Origin of the sequence: Acidihalobacter aeolianus (genome assembly GCF_001753165.1) — a bacterium.
Taxonomy (GTDB): Bacteria; Pseudomonadota; Gammaproteobacteria; order DSM-5130; family Acidihalobacteraceae; genus Acidihalobacter; species Acidihalobacter aeolianus.
In genome coordinates this window covers 303,193-323,169 of record NZ_CP017448.1, presented here as the reverse complement: position 1 = coordinate 323,169, position 19,977 = coordinate 303,193, and the positions used below count along the sequence as shown (strand labels likewise).

Here is a 19,977-nt window from a genome sequence, read left to right as displayed (position 1 = left end):
CTCGGTGGTGATGCCGGTGGTGTTGTCGTAGTACTCGCTGAAGATGTCTTCGAACTTACGGTCGAATACCGAGAACGAGGCCTTGCCGTAGGCGCCGCTGTAACGGATGCCGGCGTCGATGCTGTTCACATACTCGGGCTTGACCACCACCGGATACGGCACCGGCGTATAGCCGATAACGCTGTAGAACGCGCTTTCGTCCGGCGCCTTGTAGGTGCGGCCATAGTTGGCATACAGCTCGACCGTCTTGATCGGGCTCACCGTCACGCCCAGCGAGGGCTCGACGAAACCGTAGGTTTTGCTCGCCGAGCCGCTGTAGGTCTAGTAATAGCCCTGGATGTCGGTCACGCTCGGCTGGGTATGCACGTATTTCACGCCGGGGTAAATGTGCACCTTACCCTTGAGCAGTGAGATGTTGTCCTGGATGTAGCCTTCGGCGTAATCCAGACCGTCGTGCTCCAGCCAGGCATCGTTGTAACCGCCGATGATCGGCACCGGCTCAGCACCGTACCAGTCGGTGGTGGTCACGTTCTTTGCCGAGAACATCATGCCGCCGATAGTGACCGTGTTCGAGGGCAGCAGGAAGGTCAGATGCCCCTTGCCGCCGACGTTGTAGTAATGGTCCAGATAGCGCTGGTACTGCGTACCGGCCGCTGCGGAACCGAACAGTGCCGTCGCCGTCGCCGCGTCGTAGGTATTGAAGTTGGACCCGTAGCCGCTGAGCGCGAAGGCGCTCTGGGTATGCATCGGCAGGGGATATCCCATGTAGCTGTTGTTGATGGTCGGATCGACGTGCTGAGTACGATCGTTGTAGCTGTCGTTGTAGAAAAGCTTGAAGCCGCCTTCCATGTACGGGTTCAGGAACGACTCCAGCGAGATGATCATGTGCGTAGCGTGGGTCTTGTTGCTATTCCAGAACACGTCTCGGGGATACTGGAAAGCGCGCCCGTAGGCCTCCACCAGCGCGATCGGCACGGTCACCGGGGTCTGCGCCGTTTCGTCGTTGTGAGTCAGGATGAACGACAGTTTGGACAACCCCTCGTTGAACGGCTGGGTAACGTTCAGGTAGTAGGAGTTGAGGTTGGCATAGACATTTTTCTGGAAGCTGTGGGTCTTGGTGTGGGTGTAGCTCGCGATCGCCTTCAGACCATCGAGAGCCGCGACCGAGCCGGTGTTTCCGGTGACGCCATAGCTGGTCGAGTAACCGGTCGTGGAATAGCTGCCCGTCCCAAACATTAAGTCGACACCGGCCTTGTCCGAAGGCTCTTTGGGCATGAAGTTGACGGTGCCGCCCAGCGAATCCAGCGAGTTCTGACGCGGCGTATTGGCGCCGCTGTAGACCTCGACGCTGCCGATCTGCCCCATGGTCAACGGAGTGAGCGCATGGTCTGAACCGGCGCCGTAGACGCCGCCGCGGACGGTGTTGATGATCGGCACGCCGTCGAAGGTGGTGCCGATCTCGCTGCTGCCGAAGCCGTTCAACGAAAATGCCGAGTTGGTAGATACGAGGTTGGCCGGCCCGGAGCTCACGACGTTGAACCCAGGCACGTTCCGCAGCAGGGTCAACATGTTGGTGGTCGGACTGGTGTGCTCGACCTTGGTCTTGCTCACCGTGGCCACGGCCTTCTCAGGCGGCACGGTCTTGACCACCTTCTTGATCTTCACGGGCGTCGACGTGTCCGTCGTCCCGGTATCGGCTTGCGACAGCGCCGGCAGGCACAAGCAGATGCTCGCCGTGCCCGCACCGATCGCCATCGCGATCGCCCGCCTCAAGTCCAGTTTCGATCCTTTCTTATCCACACCGCACTCCATTTCTCTCACCCCATGGTTTCAACGAAAAAAATCGTTACACTGCGCAATCCCCACACCGCGGCGGCGCGAGGCACGACAGAACCGGAGCAGGAAGTCACCCTCTCACCGGCCCGCCGGCTAACGCGGATACGCCTAAGCGCGATCGCGTCGCCGGTCCGATTTGCAGCGGTGCTCCCCGCGGTTCTCCAGCGGTTTCACCGGCACGCAATCTTTGCATCCATCCTTGCATGCATCGTGCCATTCGCCACTTTGGTCAATTACTGCTGGAATATCAGTGTTCTATTGATTACCCGCCGCAGACGGTGCTGCTCGCTTGCGCATCCGCGCCTTAAATGAGGGCGGGCGGCACCAAAAGCGACCACCGCAGCGCAGTTCGCCATGCACCCTCGATACCGCTAAACTTGACGAAACCGTGATTGCTGCAGGAGGACTGAGACACCATGTTTGAGAAGACGCCATTCGACGATTTCGCATCGAAGCTCGGCAAATCCGTGCCCGATTCCCTGCGCACCGCGCAACAGGATGTGAGCAAGACCGTGCGCGCCGGCTTACAGGGCGCCGTGCATCGCCTGGATCTGATAAACCGCGAGGAATTCGAGGTGCAGACCGCGGTGCTGGCACGAACCCGCGAGAAACTGGAACGCATGGAAGCCAGGGTGCGGGCGCTCGAGGAAAAACTGGGGATCGCCACAAGCGGCGAAACCCAGAAATCCTCACCGCCCGAGGTGGAGGAATAGCCTGCTGACGACACGCTAGCGAACGACTGGATTAAGCGATGTCGCTCGCCCGTGTCTACACGCGTGCACAGCTGGGCATCGATGCCCCTGAGGTCTGCGTCGAGGTCCACCTCGCCAATGGGCTGCCCGCCCTGTCGATCGTTGGCCTGCCCGAGGCTGCGGTACGCGAAAGCAAGGACCGTGTGCGCGCGGCTCTGCTCAACAGCCAGTTCGAATTCCCTGCCCGACGAATCACCGTCAATCTAGCACCTGCTGACCTACCCAAGGAGGGCGGACGCTTCGATCTGCCCATTGCCCTGGGCATCCTGGCCGCCTCCGGCCAGATTCCGACCAGCGCGCTTGACGATACTGAGTTCCTCGGCGAGCTGGCCCTAAGTGGCGAACTCCGTCCTGTTCGCGGCACGCTGCCGGCCGCACTAGCCACGCAACGTGCGAACCGGTCGCTGCTTGTACCATCCGACTGCGCCGCCGAGGCCGGGCTGGTGGATGGCCTGACGGTATACGCCGCCTCACATCTCCTGCAGGTCTGTGCGCATCTTGCCGACCGCGAAAGACTCCACCCGCAACCGTACAAACCACACCACACCCCGGAACGCTGGACGGTCGACATGGCCGACATCCGCGGCCAGCATCAGGCAAGACGCGCCCTTGAAGTCGCCGCGGCGGGCGGGCACAACCTGCTGATGATCGGACCGCCCGGCACCGGCAAGACCATGCTCGCCACCCGTCTTGCCACCATCCTCCCGGACATGACTCAGGAAGAGGCGCTGGATGCCGCCATCGTTGCCTCGATCAGCGAACAGGGCTTCCGCACCGCCGACTGGGGCAGGCGGCCGGTGCGCAGCCCGCATCACACTGCATCCGGAGTGGCTCTGGTCGGCGGCGGCTCACACCCACGCCCCGGCGAGGTTTCTCTGGCCCATAGAGGCATCCTGTTCCTGGACGAAATGACCGAATTCGACCGGCGCGACCTCGACGTGCTGCGCGAACCCATGGAAACCGGCCAGATCACCATTTCCCGTGCGGCCCGGCAGGCGCGTTTTCCTGCTCAGTTCCAGCTGGTCGGCGCCATGAATCCCTGCCCGCAGGGCAAGGCCTGCGATTTCGGCCCCGCCTGCGTGTGCAGCCCTGAGGCTCAGCGCCGTTATCGGGCCCGACTTTCGGCGCCCTTGCTTGATCGCATCGATCTGCAGATCGAGGTACCGCAGTTGCCGCGCGAGGCGCTGCGCGAGAATGCCCCGCGCGGCGAAGACAGTGCGACGATCAAGGCGCGCGTCGTCGCGGCACGCGACCGCCAGATGGCCCGCCAGGGTGTACCGAACGCGCTGATGGATACCCGCGGCGTTGATCGCCACTGCTCACTGGCCCCCACCGAACGCGAACTGCTGGAGCATGCGATGGTCCGCTTCCGGCTGTCCGCGCGTGCGTACCATCGCATCCTCAAGGTCGCGCGGACCATTGCCGACATCGAAGGTACGAGCGGCATAGAAGGGCACCAACTGGCAGAAGCGCTGACCTATCGGGCGATGGACCGCTGGGGCGGCTCGCGCGGCTGAACCTCACCATGAGGACGTCGCCGCCTCTACCGCATGCATTATCCAACCGTAGAGAACTGCAACTGCCGCATGTGGGTATGTTCTTGAACTGGGCCAAGCAACCCGCGCCCCCGGACGGAGCTTGGCTGCGGCCCTGACCAGACGTATTCACGCGAGGTCGCCCATAGGGTCAAGGAGATTCGGGGCGAATTTCTTTGGTGACTTTCTTTGTTCGCCCAAAGAAAAAATCGTCAGGAACGACAATCGCGTCAACCTCGGAGAGACAGGGGCAGGGATGCGCCGTACAAAGTCACTCGCGGGTCGCACCGGAACCATGAAAGGACTCCGTCGCTGTAAACTCGTGAAATCCCGCCGATTCCCGTCCACCATTCAATGGTCGTAAACGATCATCTCAGATAAACCATCAACTCCATTCTGCCTTCAATTTGAGAAGGTAATCAGGTTCGCCAAACCATCAGACCTGATTAGGCCGTTGCAAGGCGCAGTCAAATTCGCATCTCCCCCAAAAAAACCCCGGTGCCGAGCATGGCGCTCGACACCGGGGCCGTTCGCCCGCCATGATCGGCGGGCGAGAGATGCAAACTTACTTCAGACCGAGCTTCTTGGTGATCCCGGCGATTTCGTCGGCACTCATGGTCTGCACGTTGGTGATGTTGCCCCTCTTGACCTGCCAGACCACTTCAGGTCCCTGCACGTCGCCCTGCGCATCGAACTTCAGATCGCCGGAAGCACCGACATACTGAATCTTCTTGCCTTCGGCCAGCAGCATGCGTGCCTTCTTGAAGCCAGCCACGCCAGCTTCGACCTTAACGCCCATGGGATCGCCGGTCACCGTGCGGATATGATCCTTGATACAGGCGCCGGTCTTGCACTTGCCGGCTTCCATGGCCAGGGCGATGGTTGCCACCGCGTCATAGGCGTTCGGATCGTAGGGCTGGGTGAAATCGGTACCGTAGGCCGCCTTGAACTCCTTCTTCAGGATCGGCAGGCTCGGCGTTTCCATGCTGCCGGGCACGGTGCCCCAGACATGTCCGTTGAGGTACTTGGCACCGATGCTGGAAACGAACTGCGGCGCATTGAGCGCATCGGGGAACAGATACTTCTGCGCGCCGCCGCTGCTGATCCACTCGCGCAGGATGGTCGCGCCCTCGTTGGGGTAGGCGACCAGGAACAGCGCCTGAGGATGACCCTCCAGAGCCTTGGAGACCTCGGAGCGGTAGGAAGGCTGCTGCGGGTTGTACACCACCATCGAGGTAATCTTGCCGCCGTAGGCGCTGAACGCCTCCTTGAAGCGGTTGGCGAGACCCAGGCCGTACGGGTTGTTCAGATAAATCACCGCCACCTTCTTGAGGTGTGCCTTTTCCTTGGCCACATAGGCCATGGCCACACCCTGGAGCGCGTCGGAGGGGCAGGTGCGGAACCAGTAGCCACCGGTCTTGCCGTCTTTGGCCAGTTGGGTGAAGGCTGGCGAGGTGGAGCCTGCGGAGATCTGCACCACGCCCGCAGGCGCGGTGGCGGAAGTCAGGATCGCCATCGACACGCCGCTGGAGTAGGCGCCGACGAGGGCCGGAACGTGGTTGATGTCGATCAGCTTCTTGGCCGCGTCGACACCCACGGAGGGTTGGGTCTGCGAGTCGTAGATCACGGCCTTGAGAGTGCAGCCATTGACGCCACCTGCCTCGTTGAAGTCCTTCACCGCCAGCTGGACGGCCTTGACGTTCTCCTGCCCCGTGGCGCTCAGCGAACCGGTCAGCGGCAGCACCGCACCGATCGGAATCGAGCAGTCGCTCGAAGCTGCGTGAGCTCCGAACGGCAGTGCGGCCAGCAGCGCGGTCGCCATGTAGTGTGTATAGCGCATGCGTGTATCTCCTCGATGAGAAAACGAATTATCCGGATGCGCGGCGGCTCCTCTTGAACCGCTCGCGTTGCCCGACCCCTCCCTTTGCGCGCGCCCTCATTCGCTCATCGCCGTTCGCGACGGCCGCAGTGCGGATCACCGGCACGTGCCTGCAGCGGCGCGACGCCCCGTTCGCGGGGTCTCGGCGTCCGGTTAGACACCGGACGCCGCTCGCGTCGTCGATCAGCCTACTTTGCGTACTTCTTCAGCACCTTGTTGATCGCGGCGACCTTGATCATCCCGGTCTGCGCGACCTTGCCGCCCTTCACCGTCCACACCACCATCGGCGCAGTCACGTCGCCGTACTGGTCGAAGGTGAGTGGGCCGGAAGCGCCAACGTAGTGAATCTTCTTGCCTTCCATGAGCAGCTTCTTGGCCTTCTTGAAACCGTCGATACCGGCATAGATCGTGGTACCGCCCATGCCGGTGACCTTGCGGATGTTGTCGCGAATGGCCATCGCCTTGTCGCTCTTGGCGGATTCCATCGCCAGCGCGGCGATCATGACCGCGTCATAGGCATTGGTCATGTAGGCCTGAGTCGGGAAGCTACCGTACTTTTTCTTGAAGTCCGCCTTGAACACGCCGAGGGACGGGGTTTTCTCCGAGCCGGCTGCCGTACCATAGACCGTCTTCATGTATTTCGCGCCGACGTCGTCCACGAACTTCTGCGACTCCAGGCCGTCGGGCAGCAGGAAGGTCATCGGGCCGCCTGCGGAAACCCATTCGCGCGCCACCGTCGTGCCGTCGCCCGGGTAGCCGATCAGGAAAAGCGCCTGGGGCTTGCCGGAAAGCGCCTGATTCACCTCGGAGCGGTAGGAAGGCTGGTTCTCGTTGTAGGGCACCTCTGCGGTGACCTTGCCGCCCATCTTCTTGAAGTACTCGGTGAACTTGCCGGACAGGCCGCTGCCGTAGGGGTTGTTGATGTACATCACCGCCACGCTCTTGAGGTGATGCTGATGGGCCAGCATGGCCATCGCGGTACCCTGCAGCGCATCGGAAGGCACGGTGCGGAACCAGTAACCGCCGGTCTTGCCTTCCATCGCCAGCTCGGTGAACGAAGGCGAGGTCGAGGCGGGGGAGATCTGCACCACATGGGCCGAACTCGTCACCGAGGTCAGAATCGCCATGCTCACGCCGCTGGAAAGCGCACCGACGATTACCGGAACGTGGCTGATGTCGACCAGTTTCTTGGCCGCGTCGACGCCCACGGAAGGCTGCGTCTGGTCGTCGTACAGGGCCAGCTTGAGTTCGCAGCCGTTGACGCCGCCCGCCTGGTTGATATTGCTCACCGCAAGCTGCGCGCCGCGTCCGATCTGCTGACCGAGCGCACCGAGCGAGCCGGTCAGCGCCATCACACCACCGATGGTGGTCGTGCATTCCGCGTGCGCGGAGACGGCGGCCATCGACAAGGTGCCGGCAGCGAGCGCCGCCAGTACCGTCTTCGACAGTTTCTTCGACAACATGACGTTACCCCTTTTGTTCATGGTCCACAGATGGACACGTTCAACTACGCAGGAAAATCCCGTACTCCGCGAGCCGTCTCAGGGTGCCTGCTTGGCGCCCGGAATGATCGCGCGCCGAGTGCCGAGGATACCCCTGGGCTTGAAGATCAGGGTCAGCATCAGGACCAGGCCAATGAGAATGATCTGGAAGGCGCCGCCCTTGACCTGCAGGCTGGCCGGGAGAATGGCCTGCACCAAGGTGCCGCTGCCGCTCCACAGCATCCAGACCAGCAACGCGCCAAGCATCGCGCCGCGGTTGTTGCCGCTGCCGCCGATGATGAGCATGGCCCAGATCTGGAAGGTCATTACCGGCTGGAAGTCCTGTGGGCTGATGTATTTGATGAAGCAGGCATACAGCGCGCCGCCGAGGCCCATGATCATCGAACCGATGACGAAGGACTGCAGGCGGTAACTGAACGCGTCCTTGCCCACCGAGCTTGCCGCCGTCTCGTCCTCGCGGATCGCCATCAGCACCCGCCCCCAGGGCGAATGCACCATGCGTTCCAAGGCGATGTAGACCACGAACAGAATGGCCAGCACCATCACCAGGAAGAAGACGTTGTATTCGAAGTTCGAACCGAAGGCCGAGCTGAGCGGCTGCGGGATGTTATAGATGCCCTGCGTGCCGCCGGTCAGCCACTGCATGTTCATCGCGACCAACTGAATGGTGAAGGCGATACCGATGGTGGCAATGGCCAGGTAATCGTCGCGCAGCCGCAACGTTGGCAGGCCGATGATCAGCGCGGCAATCCCGGTGACGATCATTGCCGCGATCATGCTCAACGGCATCGGCACATCGAAACCGCCGAGGTGATTCATCGTCGGATCGCTCGCCAGAATGGCGTAGGTGTACGCGCCGACCGCAAAGAAACCGGCCACACCGATGTTGAACAGCCCCGTATAGCCCCACTGCAGATTCAGCCCGAGCGAAACGATGCCGTAGATGGACGCGAGAATAAGGAAAAAGACGAGATAGGAAATCACGCCGGTCATTTCTTTTCTCCGAGAATGCCCGTCGGACGTACCAGCAGGACAATGATCATAATCACGAAGGACACGGCGGGCTTGTAGGCTGGCGAGATGAACATCACCGACACGTCCTGTGCGATGCCGATCACGAGACCGCCTAGCACCGCACCGTAGACGCTACCGATACCGCCCAGAATCGCCGCAGCGAACAGCGGCAGAACCAGATTGAAGCCCATTTCCGGCAGAATCTGCACGGTCAGGCCGAAGAACATGCCGCCGACCGCGGCCAGCGAGGCGCCGACCACCCAGGTCCAGCGCACCACACCCTGTACGTTGATGCCGGTGACCTGCGCCAACGCGGTGTTGTCTGCAGTCGCGCGCATTGCCTTGCCCAGCTTCGTACGTGTCAGGAACAGATGCAGCGCCACCACCAGCACCGCCGCGAGCACCACCACGAAGATCTGATCCGAGGTCATGCGCACGCCTGGCAGGATCTCCTTGGCGATCTCGATGGAGTTGTTGTAATAGTGCGGTTCGGGGCCGAAAAACACCACGATGAAGTTACGCAACAACAGCGAGGCGCCGAAGGAGGCGAACACCAGGGCCACCTGGATATTGCTGCGCCGCAGCGGTCGGAACACCAACCAGTCGACCAACAGCGCCAGCCCGGAGGTCAGCACCGCAGCGCCGAAGAGCGCGACGATGAACGGCCAGCCGAACGACAGCGAGCCAAAGGTATCGCCGCCCTGGATGCCGGCAAACGACATGACGAACACCAGCCCGAAGTATGCGCCCCAGGAAAGCAGCGAGCCGTGTGCAAAATTGGCGAAGTTGAGAATGTTGTAGGTGAGCGTCAGGCCGATTGCGCCCAGCGCGATGGTCGAGCCGAGGACGATGCCGTCCGCGAGATACTGGCCGATCATAGCAACCCTCCCTTGGCGCCGAGATACAGCTCGCCGATTTCGGGGTTACGCAGCAGCGCACCCGCCTGATCCATGATTTGTTCCTTGCCCTCCGCCAACACGTAACCTCGATCCGAGATCAGCAGGCCCGCCTTGGCGTTCTGTTCCACCATCAGGATGGTGACGCCGGTATCGCGCACCTCCTGGACATTCTTGAACACCATGCCCACGAGCTTGGGCGAGAGACCCGCCGAAGGCTCGTCGAGCATGAGCAGCGTCGGATTCACCATCAGCGCCCGGCCGAAGGCCACCATCTGCCGCTGCCCACCGGACAGCTTGCCCGCAGGGTGATGGCGCAGGCGCGCCAGATCGGGGAACAGCTGGTAGGTTTCCTCGAGGCGCTGCTGCAGACCCTCTTTGCGGGTATAGGCCCCCATCTCGAGGTTTTCCTGCACGCTCAGCCGCGCGAAGACATTGTTGGTCTGTGGCACGTAGGCCAGCCCCTGCTGCACCATGGTGTGCGGGGCCAAGGAGGTAATGTCGCGGCCGTCAAGCGTCACCTTGCCGGAAAACACCGGCACCAGGCCGGCAATGGACTTGATCAAGGTAGATTTGCCGGCGCCGTTCGGGCCGAGCACGGTCACGATCTCGCCCGGCATGACCTCGATGGTCGCGCCGCGCAGGATGGGTACGCCGGGGTTGTAGCCGGCGACGAGGTTGTCGACCTTCAGCAGGGGTTCACTCATCGGGGCTGCCTCCCAGATACGCATCCAGCACGCGCGGGTCGGTGCGCACGGTCTGCGCATCGCCTTCCATCAGCAGCTTGCCGTTGGCCATGACCAGGATCGGGTCGCACAGATTCATGACCATATCCATATTGTGTTCGATCAGCAGAAAGGTGATGCCCTTGGCATGCAGCTCGCGGATACGGTCGATGATCTCGGCCAGCAACGACGGATTCACGCCGGCGCCGGGCTCGTCGAGCAGGATCAGCTGAGGGTCCGCCATCAGCGCCCGCCCGATCTCGACCAGCTTCTGCTGGCCGCCGGAAAGATTCTTCGCCAGTTCGTGGGTCACACGCTCCAGATTCAGGAATTTGAGCGTCTCGCGCGCCTTGTCGTGAATCTCCTGCTCCTGCTGGCGCACGCGCCCTCGACGGAACCAGTTGTTCCAGAAAAGCTCCCCGTACTGACGCGCAGGCACCACCATGAGGTTTTCGAGCACGCTCATGTCCGGGAATGGCCGAGGAATCTGAAAGGTACGCACAAGACCCTTGTGGAAGATCCGGTGCGGCGAGAGGCCATCAATGGGCTCGTCATTGAAGGTAATACTGCCGCGAGTCGGTTTGTAAACGCCGGCAATGGTGTTGAAAAGTGTGGTCTTGCCCGCCCCGTTGGGGCCGATCAGGCCGGTGATGGTGTTCTTGCACAGGGTAAAGGAGACATTGTCTATGGCCTGCAGACCACCGAAGTCCTTACCCAGTCCGCTGACTTCTAGCATATCGTGTCCTCGTTATATCGACGGCACTCCTGTGCCGTTTCACCCGTGCGGACACGTCGGTCTATTTGACTATTCATGATGTTTTCAGACGGCTACCCGTTCTTCTATCAATTAAAGTTCACCTGCCGCACGTGAGCGCGTAGGCCCGGGACCCCCGATCCCGAAGCGGGGCGCATGATACGCCCTTGCTGTTTATACACCAGTCGTGGAAACAAAACCGGGCGCCCCATAGGGCACCCGGCATTTGTTGCTGCTCACTAACCGATCCGAGGAATGATTAGAAGCTGTAATAACCGCCAATCGCCAACTCGCCGAAAGCCTTGGTGGCATTACCGTAGTAGATACCATCAAGCTGCGACTGAACGGCCTTCTTGTCGGCGTACTGATACTCGACGAACAGACCGACCGGATCGACTGGGGTGTAGGCAAGGCTCAGAGTCGTGAACGAACCCTTGTGAGCGATGCCATAGCTGGAACTGCTCTGACTCGTCGTCGAGAAGTCTGCCATGACCGTCCACTTCGGCATGAAGTTGTAGCTTCCCAGGATGTTGACGGAGGTGATGTCCTTCTCGTTCTGAGTACCGCTGTTGTAGGGCTTGTACGAGAAGAAGCCGAGCGACACCGAGAACGGCCCCTGGCTGTAGGTACCGCTAACCGCCGCCTTACTCTTCAGCACTTCACCGGAGTAAGTATTGCTAGCGCCTGTTCCGTACACGTTGTAGTCGGCGGCCGAACTATATGCAGTCGAGCCGTCGGCATACTTCGAGTAGCTGGCAAACGCTGCAGCAAAACTGAAAGGTCCGGTGGCGTAGGTGGCAGCGAGGGTGGTATCAGCCGTGCTCTTGTCGCCACTACTGCTACCCTTGCCGATGTGCTCAATGCCGATCGATGCCTGGAATCCACTCATCGTCGGAGTCGTGTAGATGATCGAGTTATCCGTGCCACGGGTACCGGTGTTGTCCGTGAAGAACCACCAGAACGGGTTGAACGTGGCGCCGATGGCGTTGTAGAACGGATTGAGCGGGCGACCGAACTTGAAGGTACCCCAAGCACCCTTGGCACCCAGATACCCGATGTAGGTGCTTAACCCGCCGCTCTCATTCACCGGGTCGATATTCGAAGTGTAGTTGTAGATGTAGGTCGTGCCGTCGTAAGTACCGAGGTTACCCTTAACGCCGAGGCGTGAGGCGTCGTTGGATACGTACCACGAATTCTGACCACCCTGCGTATAGGGGCTGTCGTACGCACCAACAATACCAATCGCACCGAACAGGCTGGCGGTCGGAGCGGCATGCGCAGCCGTGCCGGCGAAAGCCAGGCCCATGGCGGCAGCCAAAGCGGCGACCTTCGGTTTAAACACATTCTTCACATTCATCACGTAGGATTCCCCCTAGCAAGTTGCTGAACAGTTGACAAAAAACGCAAGTTGGAGCCATTCGCAGCCAAGTAATGCGCGCAGGGCGCATGGCCGACAACGAGCACAATTTGTGCCATGTCGCACAAAGCAGACAATTCAAGCGGTTGCAGCCACGCCACGGCCCTGATCTTTTCGTAGTTCGCACCAAGATAGTGCATAAGCAGCGCTTCTTGCACCAAATCGTTAGGCCTGCAAGGCAATTCTGTGCCTCACAGCAGAGCGGACGCAACCGCCTTGCGCCTTATCTGCGCCAAAATCCGTCTTATCGTGGTGCGTTCGTAAGAGACGAAGCTCATACAGTGTATCGTTTTAACGTCACTCAAGTGGTTTGCCAAGCCGTACTCGTGGGCGTAATGTGCCATCGGCAAATGACCCGCAAGGACTAACGCCGCATGTCTGCCTACCCGCTGACCGATTCCTTGCGTGCACTCGTCGCACTGCTGGCCATTGTGAACCCGATCGGTGCCGTACCTATCTTCGTCGCCGTCACCAGCGACCAGACCGCTTCAGACCGTGTACGGACTTCGCGCACTACGGCGATCGCGGTCGGCATCACCCTGCTCGCCTCCGCGTTTGCCGGCCAGGCCATCTTGCGTTTCTTCGGCATCGACCTCGATGCCTTCCGAGTCGGCGGCGGGCTACTGATCCTGTTGATGGCTATACATATGCTCCAGGGCAGCCCGAACCGCGCGCGCAACACTCCGGAGGAAACCCAGGAGGGCGTAGCCAAGGATGAGGTCGCCGTAGTGCCGCTGGCCATCCCTTTACTGGCAGGTCCCGGCAGCATTTCCACCGTGATAATCACCGCACAAAATGCTGTCGGCTGGTTCGGTTACATCGCACTATTACTAAGTATCTTGATCGTAGCAGGCGTGGTCTATGTAACCTTGCGCATGGCGGTACCGCTGTCCGTTCGCCTAGGCGAGACAGGCATTCGTATCGCTACTCGCGTACTCGGGCTCTTGCTCGCCGCCATCGCAGTGCAATTCATGGCTCTAGGTATCCGCGGCTTGCTCCCAGGTCTCGCCTAATCTGCGATGGACGGAACCGTGGTGACACAGTATCCTTTCACACCCCGCGCCCGTAGCTCAGCTGGATAGAGCGCTGCCCTCCGGAGGCAGAGGTCAGAGGTTCGAATCCTCTCGGGCGCGCCATTAAATCAATGACTTAGCGTCATTCGCACGCCCGGCTTCGGGCCATTGCCCCAATTTTGCGTCAATTGACAGGGGCATCCGAAGCAGACCGCGTCCTGAAATCGCCACTTTTGTCGCTATACGCCGTCCCTAATCTACGTAAGGACGACAAATGGCTACATACAGAAAGCGCGGTGAAAGGCAGTGGGAAGCCCGTATTCGCCGAAAGGGCTACCCGGACAAGAGCGCAACCTTCCCGACCAAGCAGCAAGCGGAGCTTTGGGCGCAGTCAATCGAATCGCAGATGGTCCGCAAGGTCTATCTGGATACTTCAAAGGCCGAATCCACTAGCGTTTCCGAACTCCTTGAGCGCTACCAGCGCGAAGTGGTCACTCAGCGCGAGAACTACTCATCCGATCCATCGCGGATCGCGAACCTTTGCCGCTACTTTAAAGACCTTCCGCTCATCAATCTGACATCGGAGTGTGTCGCGACCTTCCGTAATGATCGATTGCGATGCGCCATTCCCGAGGATGCGAGCAAGGCAACGCAAAAGGCCATAGAGCGGCAGAATATTAAGGAGAAACGAGTAGGCCCCGCATCCGTGACCCGAGAAATGAACATTCTGTCTGCGGCGGTCAAGCACGGTATGTCTGAGTGGGGCATCTTCTTACCGCACGGCAATCCGGTCAGCGTCGTGAAACGCCCCAAGAAAGAGCCGAGCCGTGAAAGACGCCCCAGCGAGGCGGAACTCGAACGGCTTATCGAGCACTCCGACTCGCCTCACCTCGCGGACATTTGCCATTTAGCTGTCGAGACCGCCATGCGTCGAGGAGAGATCGCAAACATCCAATGGCAAGATGTCAAACTCTCAACCCGACAACTTCACATACCCAAAACGAAAACCGGGCGTCCTCGTACCATCCCGTTGTCGCAAGAAGCGGTCGAGATCTTGCTGCGTCAGCTAGACAGCCTAGAAAGCATACCCGAGTCGGGTTATGTGTTCCCCCTGCGGGCAGACTCAATCACTCAGGCGTTCATAAGAGCGCGCGAAAAAGCCGCTATCGACGATCTGCGATTCCATGATTTGCGCCATGAAGCCGCCTCTCGCTTTTTTGAGATGGGTTTGGATGATATGAAGGTGGCAAAGATCACAGGACATCGGGATTGGCGTAGTTTGGAGCGCTACACGCATCTCCGACCAGATGGGCTTGCCAACGAAATTGATATTGCAAAAGCTAAACTAAGGTCACAAAAGACCGTCACCAAGAGCAAAGACTTGTAACAGCTAGCAATCTGACGCGAAATCAGGCTGGTTAAGACGGCATGGAGTGTGGGCCATCAGAAATAGAGGAAACCGTCAGAGGCAGGCATGGGAAGCACTTCAGAAATACGGTAGTTAGTGCGCAGTCAGAGTAATTGCCATCCCGTGACAAATGCCTGCTCAGGATAAGTGACGCCAACCTCAAGGGCATCTAAAATGCTAATTGAATGACTAACGCAGTAGCTATGACGAAAATCTCCTCAGCAAGGTAATTCCATATCAATATTCTCGGGTATACAGCAATTAGCTGATAGATTTCTGAGCCCAATAGTTAAAAACTAACGACACCGACATTTAGCAGAAGATCCATTACACTAGACTTACAGCGGAACACCGATTACATAGGATGTAATATGTTGCCAACATCAGAAATACAAGCACTTCTAGCTGATACAACAGCCTTTATCCGACACGTACATCACTTTTCACATCAATTACCTCCCCCGCCTGGAGCTAGTGCATACGGCGTAACAATCAACACCGTGGACCTGGCTGAAAAAAGAGACGATTTTCTTCGGGAGCTACGCAATACCGTCTGCAACTGGGTGTACTCGAAAGCCACATACAGAGATCTATTCGATCGCGCACTAATAGCACGGGGGCACGACATTCAAAATGCAGCATCTCACATAGATTCACTTGCAAGAAGCAAGTTCCGCCGGGGACACCCACAAGGTCAGTTTGGTGAACTATTATTATTTAATTTCTTACAATACTTTTTTTCAGCGCCACCAATATTGAGAAAAATGCCAATCACAACAAATACCGCTATTGAGCGGCACGGGTCGGACGCCATCCATTACACGGCGACAGGAGATTCAAACATAATATATCTCGGCGAAGCGAAAACATACAAATCTAACTATAAATTCAATTCTGCGTTTTCAGATGCACTTATAAGTATTCTCAATTCATATAATAACATAGATGAGGAACTATCATTATATGTATATGACGATTTCATCGAAGAGCCACTGCGAGAAGTCGCCCGCCTCTTGAAGGATGGTGATTTGCCAAATACACGATATGAACTGGTATGTGTAATTTGCTACTCAGAAACCAAAGATAAAGAAGCCGAAGACGAAACAGCCATAAAGAAAAAAATCGAATCCATAATATCTGATCGTCTACGTAACGCCGACACTAGCGCACTGAGCGGTTTATCTTCAGCACTAATCAATAGAATACATTACATAATTTTCCCCGTTTGGAACCTCGATGTAATCCTTTCAGACTTTGACAGCCACTAAGTACCAAGGGCTAAATTATGACAATAAAAGACACCACCCAAAGCTTGCTAGAACTAGCAGGCTGTTGAAAAAGTCCTGTAAACCCGGAAGATTGGTTTTGTATTGTTGAGTGAGGGTTGTGGCCGATGCGCGGTGCCGACATACATCAGGATGGGCTGTTCAGCACGGTCAGCCCGGAGCAACGGGTGCCGAAGGACCATCCTCTGCGCCCGATCCGGCGGATGGTCGATCAAGCGCTCAAAGAACTCGACGCTGACTTCGATGCGCTGTATGCCCATATGGGCCGTGACTCGATCCCGCCGGAGAAGCTGCTGCGCGCGCAACTGTTGATGGCGTTCTACACCATCCGCAGCGAACGCCTGTTGGTCGAACAGATCGACTACAACCTGCTGTTTCGCTGGTTTGTGGGCTTTTCCATGGACGATCCGGTCTGGCACCACTCCACGTTTACCAAGAACCGTGACCGCCTGCTTGCAGGCGATGTGGCCCGCACCTTCTTCGCCCGGGTGCTGGATCAGGCCCGTGCGGCCGATCTGCTGTCTAGCGAACACTTCAGCGTCGATGGCACGTTGATCGAAGCGCTGGCCTCGCACAAGAGCTACCGGCCCCGGGACGAGGACGCGCCGCCGAGCGGTGGCGGGCGCAATCCCACGGTGGACTTTCGCGGGCAGAAGCGGTGTCGGGAAACGCACGTCTCCAGGACCGACCCGGATGCCTTGCTGTATCGCAAGAGCGAAGGCACGACCGCCAAGCTCAGCTACCTCGGACACCTGCTGATGGAAAACCGCCACGGCCTGATCGTCGAGTCGCAGACGAGCCAGGCCACCGGCACGGCCGAGCGCGAGGCCGGTGTCGAGCTTGTCGACGCGCTCGGCGGGAGCCACCGGATCACGCTGGGCGCGGACAAGAACTATGACACGCAAGGCTTTGTGGCGGCGATGCGTGGACGAAACGTCACGCCGCATGTGGCTCAGAACACGGCCGGGCGCCGCTCGGCCATCGACGGGCGCACCATCGGCCATCCCGGTTACCGAACCAGCCTGACGATCCGCAAGCGGATCGAAGAATGCTTCGGTTGGCTCAAGACCATTGCGGGTCTGCGCAAAAGTCGGTTTGTCGGACGCGAGAAACTGGATTTCCAGTTTGTGCTCAGCGCGGCGGCCTACAACCTGGTGCGGATGCGCAATCTGGGACTGGCAGCATGTTGAAGGCACACATCAAGGGATCGGTGCGCCCAGAGATCGGGATTTGGGCTGTTTTCGGGAAAAATCAGGCCCCAGATCCGAAGGGGCACGTCGCCAATGGACCCTGATCAACATGATAACCGCTAAATCGGGGGAATTTTCAACAGCCTGCTAGAGCACAAAAACTACGCCCTCAAGCTTGGCTTGGTGCGCGGCGATGAGCAGGTTATAGACGACAAATTACTAAAGAAAGCCATTTATGCCATCGATGAACTGCGATGGAAGAAGGATATATTCTCACGACGCTTGGCAACATTGTTAATAGCACTAACCTGGGAACACTCATCCTCAAAACAAAGAGAATCCCTGAGTGATTTTTTCATCGTGTCACTTTCCCGTTTAGGAATAGCGCCTTCAACGGGGATGATAGATCATGATTTTGCAATTACGGGGCAGTATCGCCCGACAAATAGCTTTTTGACAGAGCTTCAGATAGCAGCATTACAATCTTCAAATGAAATTCGCATTTCCAGTTCAATATTTCTGCTAACAGAGTTTCAATTGGGTGTGCTCAATGCCATAGAAAGACACCGCCTAGTTGGAATCTCCGCGCCAACATCAGCGGGCAAATCGTTTGCAATATACCTCACTATAATTCGACACCTTCAGCAAAGCACTGCGTCGGTGATATACGTTGTACCGACATTGAGTTTGGTTAGCCAGGTATCGCGTGATCTAAGAGAACTAACTCGAAAAACAGAAACCGATCACGTCCGTATTTTCACAACGTATCATCCGACCGACGAAAAATCGATCTTCGTGCTTACACAAGAACGAGCTATGGGAGCGATTGACGGGTCAAGCTTGCCGGAGAAAGGATTCTTGGTTGTAGATGAAGTACAGAATCTTGAACGAGTAGCTCAGGATAGCGACCAACGCGCGAAAATCCTATTCGATCTATTAAAAGAATTAAAAGATAGTGGTCGGCTTGAAAAAATTGTCCTTAGTGGTCCGAGACTAAGCAACATTGGAAACGTGGGCTTTGAGATATTTGGTGAGCCGTCTGACGAGCAAGAGAGCCAATTAGCGCCGGTGGTTAACATCACATATGCCATCGAGCAACACAAAGGGCGATACTGGCTTAATCAGTATGTGGATACACTAGAAGCGCCGAATTCAATATCGATCACCGAGCAGGGCCGCATTGCTGGATATGGTCAATCTCTTTACACAGATCAGTTCTTGGATTATCTTGCTTATTTAGTATCCAGTTTGGGCCCAAAATCACATAACATAATTTTTTCCCCAACTGCTGCCCAAGCCAGGAACACCGCCCGCGCACTCGCTGCCAAGTTAGTCATCGACGATGTCGACGAGCGAACTATATCTCTTGCCGAATACCTTAAAGAGACGGTGCACCCATCATACAAGCTCGCAGAGACTGTAAAAATGGGGGTTGGTTATCACTCAGGAAGGGTTCCCATGCATGCTCGCGCAGCCATTGAGGACGCCTTCCGACTTGGAGTCATTAAAGACCTGGTTTGCACAACCTCTCTTATGCAAGGTGTTAATCTTCCTGCTACGACTGTAATCGTAAGAAATCCAAATTTATTCATTAAGCGGAGCAAATATGGCGCTGCCAAGCTGTCACCTTACGAATTCGCCAATTTACGCGGACGAGCAGGCAGGCTTCTTAAGGATTTTGTGGGACGGTCAGTCGTTCTTGATGCAAGCGCCTTCGTAGAAGAGGACACACAAGATGATTTATTTAAAGACGAATATAAAGATTTGTCACCCGGTTATCATGAAGCGTTCGATCAGCATCGCCGCGAAGTGGTAGAAAATTTAGATCATCCAGAACCGGCTTCGGGAGGACCTCATAAGTTCCTTGTTATCTACATAAGGCAAACACTACTTCGACTCGGCTTACCTGGAACCAATCGACTCCGCGAAGTCGGAATACTGCTGTCTAATGATGAAATTAGCAACACGCTCAATGCACTTAATAATCTTAAAATCCCTAAAGCAAAAGCACTATCTCATCGCTACTGGGACCCATTTGATTTAGACATCATATATCGCCTTTCGGAACATAATAATTTACCGTCACTTCCTAGTAGCGTTTGGGATAGAGACGTCGCAAAAACGCTTCACGACATAATAGAATTTCATGCGGATCAATTAAATTATTATTATCAACGATACATTGGCGAGAGCACCGAAGACCGATTTGTGTGGGCAATGTGCTTATCGGTGGAAAAGTGGGCTCGCGAAGTATCACTTCGGGATATTCTTGATCAGCGACATTTTATAGAGAATATCGACGATAAAATTGATGAACAAATTACCCTCCTAATGAATAAAGTTGTTTATGGTATTCCTTCATTACTTAAGCCGTATGCTGACATACTAAATCAAGGCGCACCAATGCTTGCCTCTATTGAATGGGGTTCGTTCCACCCAGTTACCAGACACCTCCTTGAAAAAGGCGTTCCACGTGATACGGCTATAAGTGCCCGCAAAAATTTACTTTATGACTTAAACGGTGATGAAAATGATCTGGATGAACTTGTCGCAAATAGGCTAACTACAGGCATCATGAATCTTGGGTATTGGGAGCGCCGACAGTTATCTGAAGCAATGGACTAAACCTTAGTGAGAAATTGCAGGCCAGGGGCTTAACTCCATCCAGAGCGAATGGCTTGAGTTGACCTCCACCGCTTCGATGTATGGCAAATATTGCCAATCAACTGAACCAACTGTAACGCGTACTACATGTTACGTAATACACGCC

The 19,977-nt window shown here is 57.1% G+C and carries 15 protein-coding genes, 1 tRNA gene and 1 pseudogene; 8 read left to right on the top strand and 9 right to left on the bottom strand.

Going from position 1 to position 19,977, the window contains the following annotated elements; all coding sequences use genetic code 11:
• A pseudogene (locus BJI67_RS01525) lies at positions 1-297 on the bottom strand (TonB-dependent receptor domain-containing protein); the annotation flags it as partial.
• Positions 298-321: 24 nt separating this feature from the next.
• On the bottom strand, positions 322-1,800 hold the full coding sequence (locus BJI67_RS01520) for a TonB-dependent receptor plug domain-containing protein (RefSeq protein ID WP_197513231.1): 1,479 nt from the start codon (positions 1,798-1,800) through the stop codon (positions 322-324).
• Positions 1,801-2,252: 452 nt separating this feature from the next.
• Here BJI67_RS01520 and BJI67_RS01515 point away from each other — a divergent pair, with 452 nt between their 5' ends.
• Positions 2,253-2,549 (top strand): accessory factor UbiK family protein, encoded by a 297-nt coding sequence (locus tag BJI67_RS01515; protein ID WP_070071525.1) that lies wholly within the window; start codon positions 2,253-2,255, stop codon positions 2,547-2,549.
• Between the two features lie 38 nt (positions 2,550-2,587).
• Positions 2,588-4,105 (top strand): YifB family Mg chelatase-like AAA ATPase, encoded by a 1,518-nt coding sequence (locus tag BJI67_RS01510; RefSeq protein ID WP_070071524.1) that lies wholly within the window; start codon positions 2,588-2,590, stop codon positions 4,103-4,105.
• Positions 4,106-4,688: 583 nt separating this feature from the next.
• Here the strand turns inward: BJI67_RS01510 and BJI67_RS01505 are convergent.
• The 7 genes from BJI67_RS01505 to BJI67_RS01475 all read right to left on the bottom strand — a co-directional run bounded on the left by BJI67_RS01505 (position 4,689) and on the right by BJI67_RS01475 (position 12,250).
• Positions 4,689-5,963: an ABC transporter substrate-binding protein gene (locus BJI67_RS01505; protein ID WP_070071523.1), complete on the bottom strand. Its 1,275-nt coding sequence runs from the start codon at positions 5,961-5,963 to the stop codon at positions 4,689-4,691.
• Between the two features lie 227 nt (positions 5,964-6,190).
• Positions 6,191-7,465 (bottom strand): ABC transporter substrate-binding protein, encoded by a 1,275-nt coding sequence (locus BJI67_RS01500; protein ID WP_197513229.1) that lies wholly within the window; start codon positions 7,463-7,465, stop codon positions 6,191-6,193.
• A gap of 78 nt (positions 7,466-7,543) precedes the next feature.
• Entirely contained in the window at positions 7,544-8,497 is a 954-nt protein-coding gene (locus tag BJI67_RS01495; protein ID WP_070071521.1) for a branched-chain amino acid ABC transporter permease, read from the bottom strand.
• A complete protein-coding gene (locus BJI67_RS01490; protein ID WP_070071520.1) occupies positions 8,494-9,396 on the bottom strand; it encodes a branched-chain amino acid ABC transporter permease in 903 nt (300 codons plus the stop codon). The genes BJI67_RS01495 and BJI67_RS01490 overlap by 4 nt, the downstream gene beginning before the upstream one ends.
• Positions 9,393-10,121 (bottom strand): ABC transporter ATP-binding protein, encoded by a 729-nt coding sequence (locus BJI67_RS01485; protein WP_070071519.1) that lies wholly within the window; start codon positions 10,119-10,121, stop codon positions 9,393-9,395. The genes BJI67_RS01490 and BJI67_RS01485 overlap by 4 nt, the downstream gene beginning before the upstream one ends.
• Positions 10,114-10,875 (bottom strand): ABC transporter ATP-binding protein, encoded by a 762-nt coding sequence (locus BJI67_RS01480; RefSeq protein ID WP_070071518.1) that lies wholly within the window; start codon positions 10,873-10,875, stop codon positions 10,114-10,116. The genes BJI67_RS01485 and BJI67_RS01480 overlap by 8 nt, the downstream gene beginning before the upstream one ends.
• A 277-nt stretch (positions 10,876-11,152) precedes the next feature.
• Positions 11,153-12,250 carry a porin gene (locus BJI67_RS01475; protein ID WP_070071517.1) on the bottom strand — a complete coding sequence of 366 codons (1,098 nt, stop codon included), beginning with the start codon at positions 12,248-12,250 and terminating at the stop codon, positions 11,153-11,155.
• 434 nt (positions 12,251-12,684) lie between these two features.
• On the opposite strand from BJI67_RS01475, the gene BJI67_RS01465 reads away from it, so the two are divergent.
• The 6 genes from BJI67_RS01465 to BJI67_RS16565 all read left to right on the top strand — a co-directional run bounded on the left by BJI67_RS01465 (position 12,685) and on the right by BJI67_RS16565 (position 19,832).
• The gene (locus BJI67_RS01465) at positions 12,685-13,323 is read left to right on the top strand and encodes a MarC family protein (RefSeq protein WP_070071515.1); all 639 of its coding nucleotides are present in this window, start codon (positions 12,685-12,687) and stop codon (positions 13,321-13,323) included.
• Between the two features lie 46 nt (positions 13,324-13,369).
• Positions 13,370-13,446, top strand: a tRNA-Arg gene (locus tag BJI67_RS01460).
• A gap of 151 nt (positions 13,447-13,597) precedes the next feature.
• Positions 13,598-14,710, top strand: a complete 1,113-nt coding sequence (locus BJI67_RS01455; RefSeq protein ID WP_070071514.1) for a site-specific integrase — start codon at positions 13,598-13,600, stop codon at positions 14,708-14,710.
• 392 nt (positions 14,711-15,102) lie between these two features.
• Complete coding sequence (locus BJI67_RS16570; protein WP_083250533.1) at positions 15,103-15,999, top strand: HamA C-terminal domain-containing protein; 897 nt, start codon at positions 15,103-15,105, stop codon at positions 15,997-15,999.
• A 125-nt stretch (positions 16,000-16,124) separates the two neighbouring features.
• On the top strand, positions 16,125-17,207 hold the full coding sequence (locus BJI67_RS01450) for an IS5 family transposase (protein ID WP_038094256.1): 1,083 nt from the start codon (positions 16,125-16,127) through the stop codon (positions 17,205-17,207).
• A gap of 183 nt (positions 17,208-17,390) precedes the next feature.
• Complete coding sequence (locus tag BJI67_RS16565; protein ID WP_156781981.1) at positions 17,391-19,832, top strand: DEAD/DEAH box helicase; 2,442 nt, start codon at positions 17,391-17,393, stop codon at positions 19,830-19,832.
• Positions 19,833-19,977 lie beyond the last annotated feature (145 nt).

Bases quoted from the DNA above. Each gene is read 5' to 3' on its own strand.
- BJI67_RS01515 (WP_070071525.1), top strand. From the start codon at position 2,253: ATGTTTGAGAAGACGCCATTCGACGATTTCGCATCGAAGCTCGGCAAA.
- BJI67_RS01510 (WP_070071524.1), top strand. From the start codon at position 2,588: ATGTCGCTCGCCCGTGTCTACACGCGTGCACAGCTGGGCATCGATGCC.
- BJI67_RS01505 (WP_070071523.1), bottom strand. From the start codon at position 5,963: ATGCGCTATACACACTACATGGCGACCGCGCTGCTGGCCGCACTGCCG.
- BJI67_RS01500 (WP_197513229.1), bottom strand. From the start codon at position 7,465: ATGTTGTCGAAGAAACTGTCGAAGACGGTACTGGCGGCGCTCGCTGCC.
- BJI67_RS01495 (WP_070071521.1), bottom strand. From the start codon at position 8,497: ATGACCGGCGTGATTTCCTATCTCGTCTTTTTCCTTATTCTCGCGTCC.
- BJI67_RS01490 (WP_070071520.1), bottom strand. From the start codon at position 9,396: ATGATCGGCCAGTATCTCGCGGACGGCATCGTCCTCGGCTCGACCATC.
- BJI67_RS01485 (WP_070071519.1), bottom strand. From the start codon at position 10,121: ATGAGTGAACCCCTGCTGAAGGTCGACAACCTCGTCGCCGGCTACAAC.
- BJI67_RS01480 (WP_070071518.1), bottom strand. From the start codon at position 10,875: ATGCTAGAAGTCAGCGGACTGGGTAAGGACTTCGGTGGTCTGCAGGCC.
- BJI67_RS01475 (WP_070071517.1), bottom strand. From the start codon at position 12,250: ATGAATGTGAAGAATGTGTTTAAACCGAAGGTCGCCGCTTTGGCTGCC.
- BJI67_RS01465 (WP_070071515.1), top strand. From the start codon at position 12,685: ATGTCTGCCTACCCGCTGACCGATTCCTTGCGTGCACTCGTCGCACTG.
- BJI67_RS01455 (WP_070071514.1), top strand. From the start codon at position 13,598: ATGGCTACATACAGAAAGCGCGGTGAAAGGCAGTGGGAAGCCCGTATT.
- BJI67_RS16570 (WP_083250533.1), top strand. From the start codon at position 15,103: ATGTTGCCAACATCAGAAATACAAGCACTTCTAGCTGATACAACAGCC.
- BJI67_RS01450 (WP_038094256.1), top strand. From the start codon at position 16,125: ATGCGCGGTGCCGACATACATCAGGATGGGCTGTTCAGCACGGTCAGC.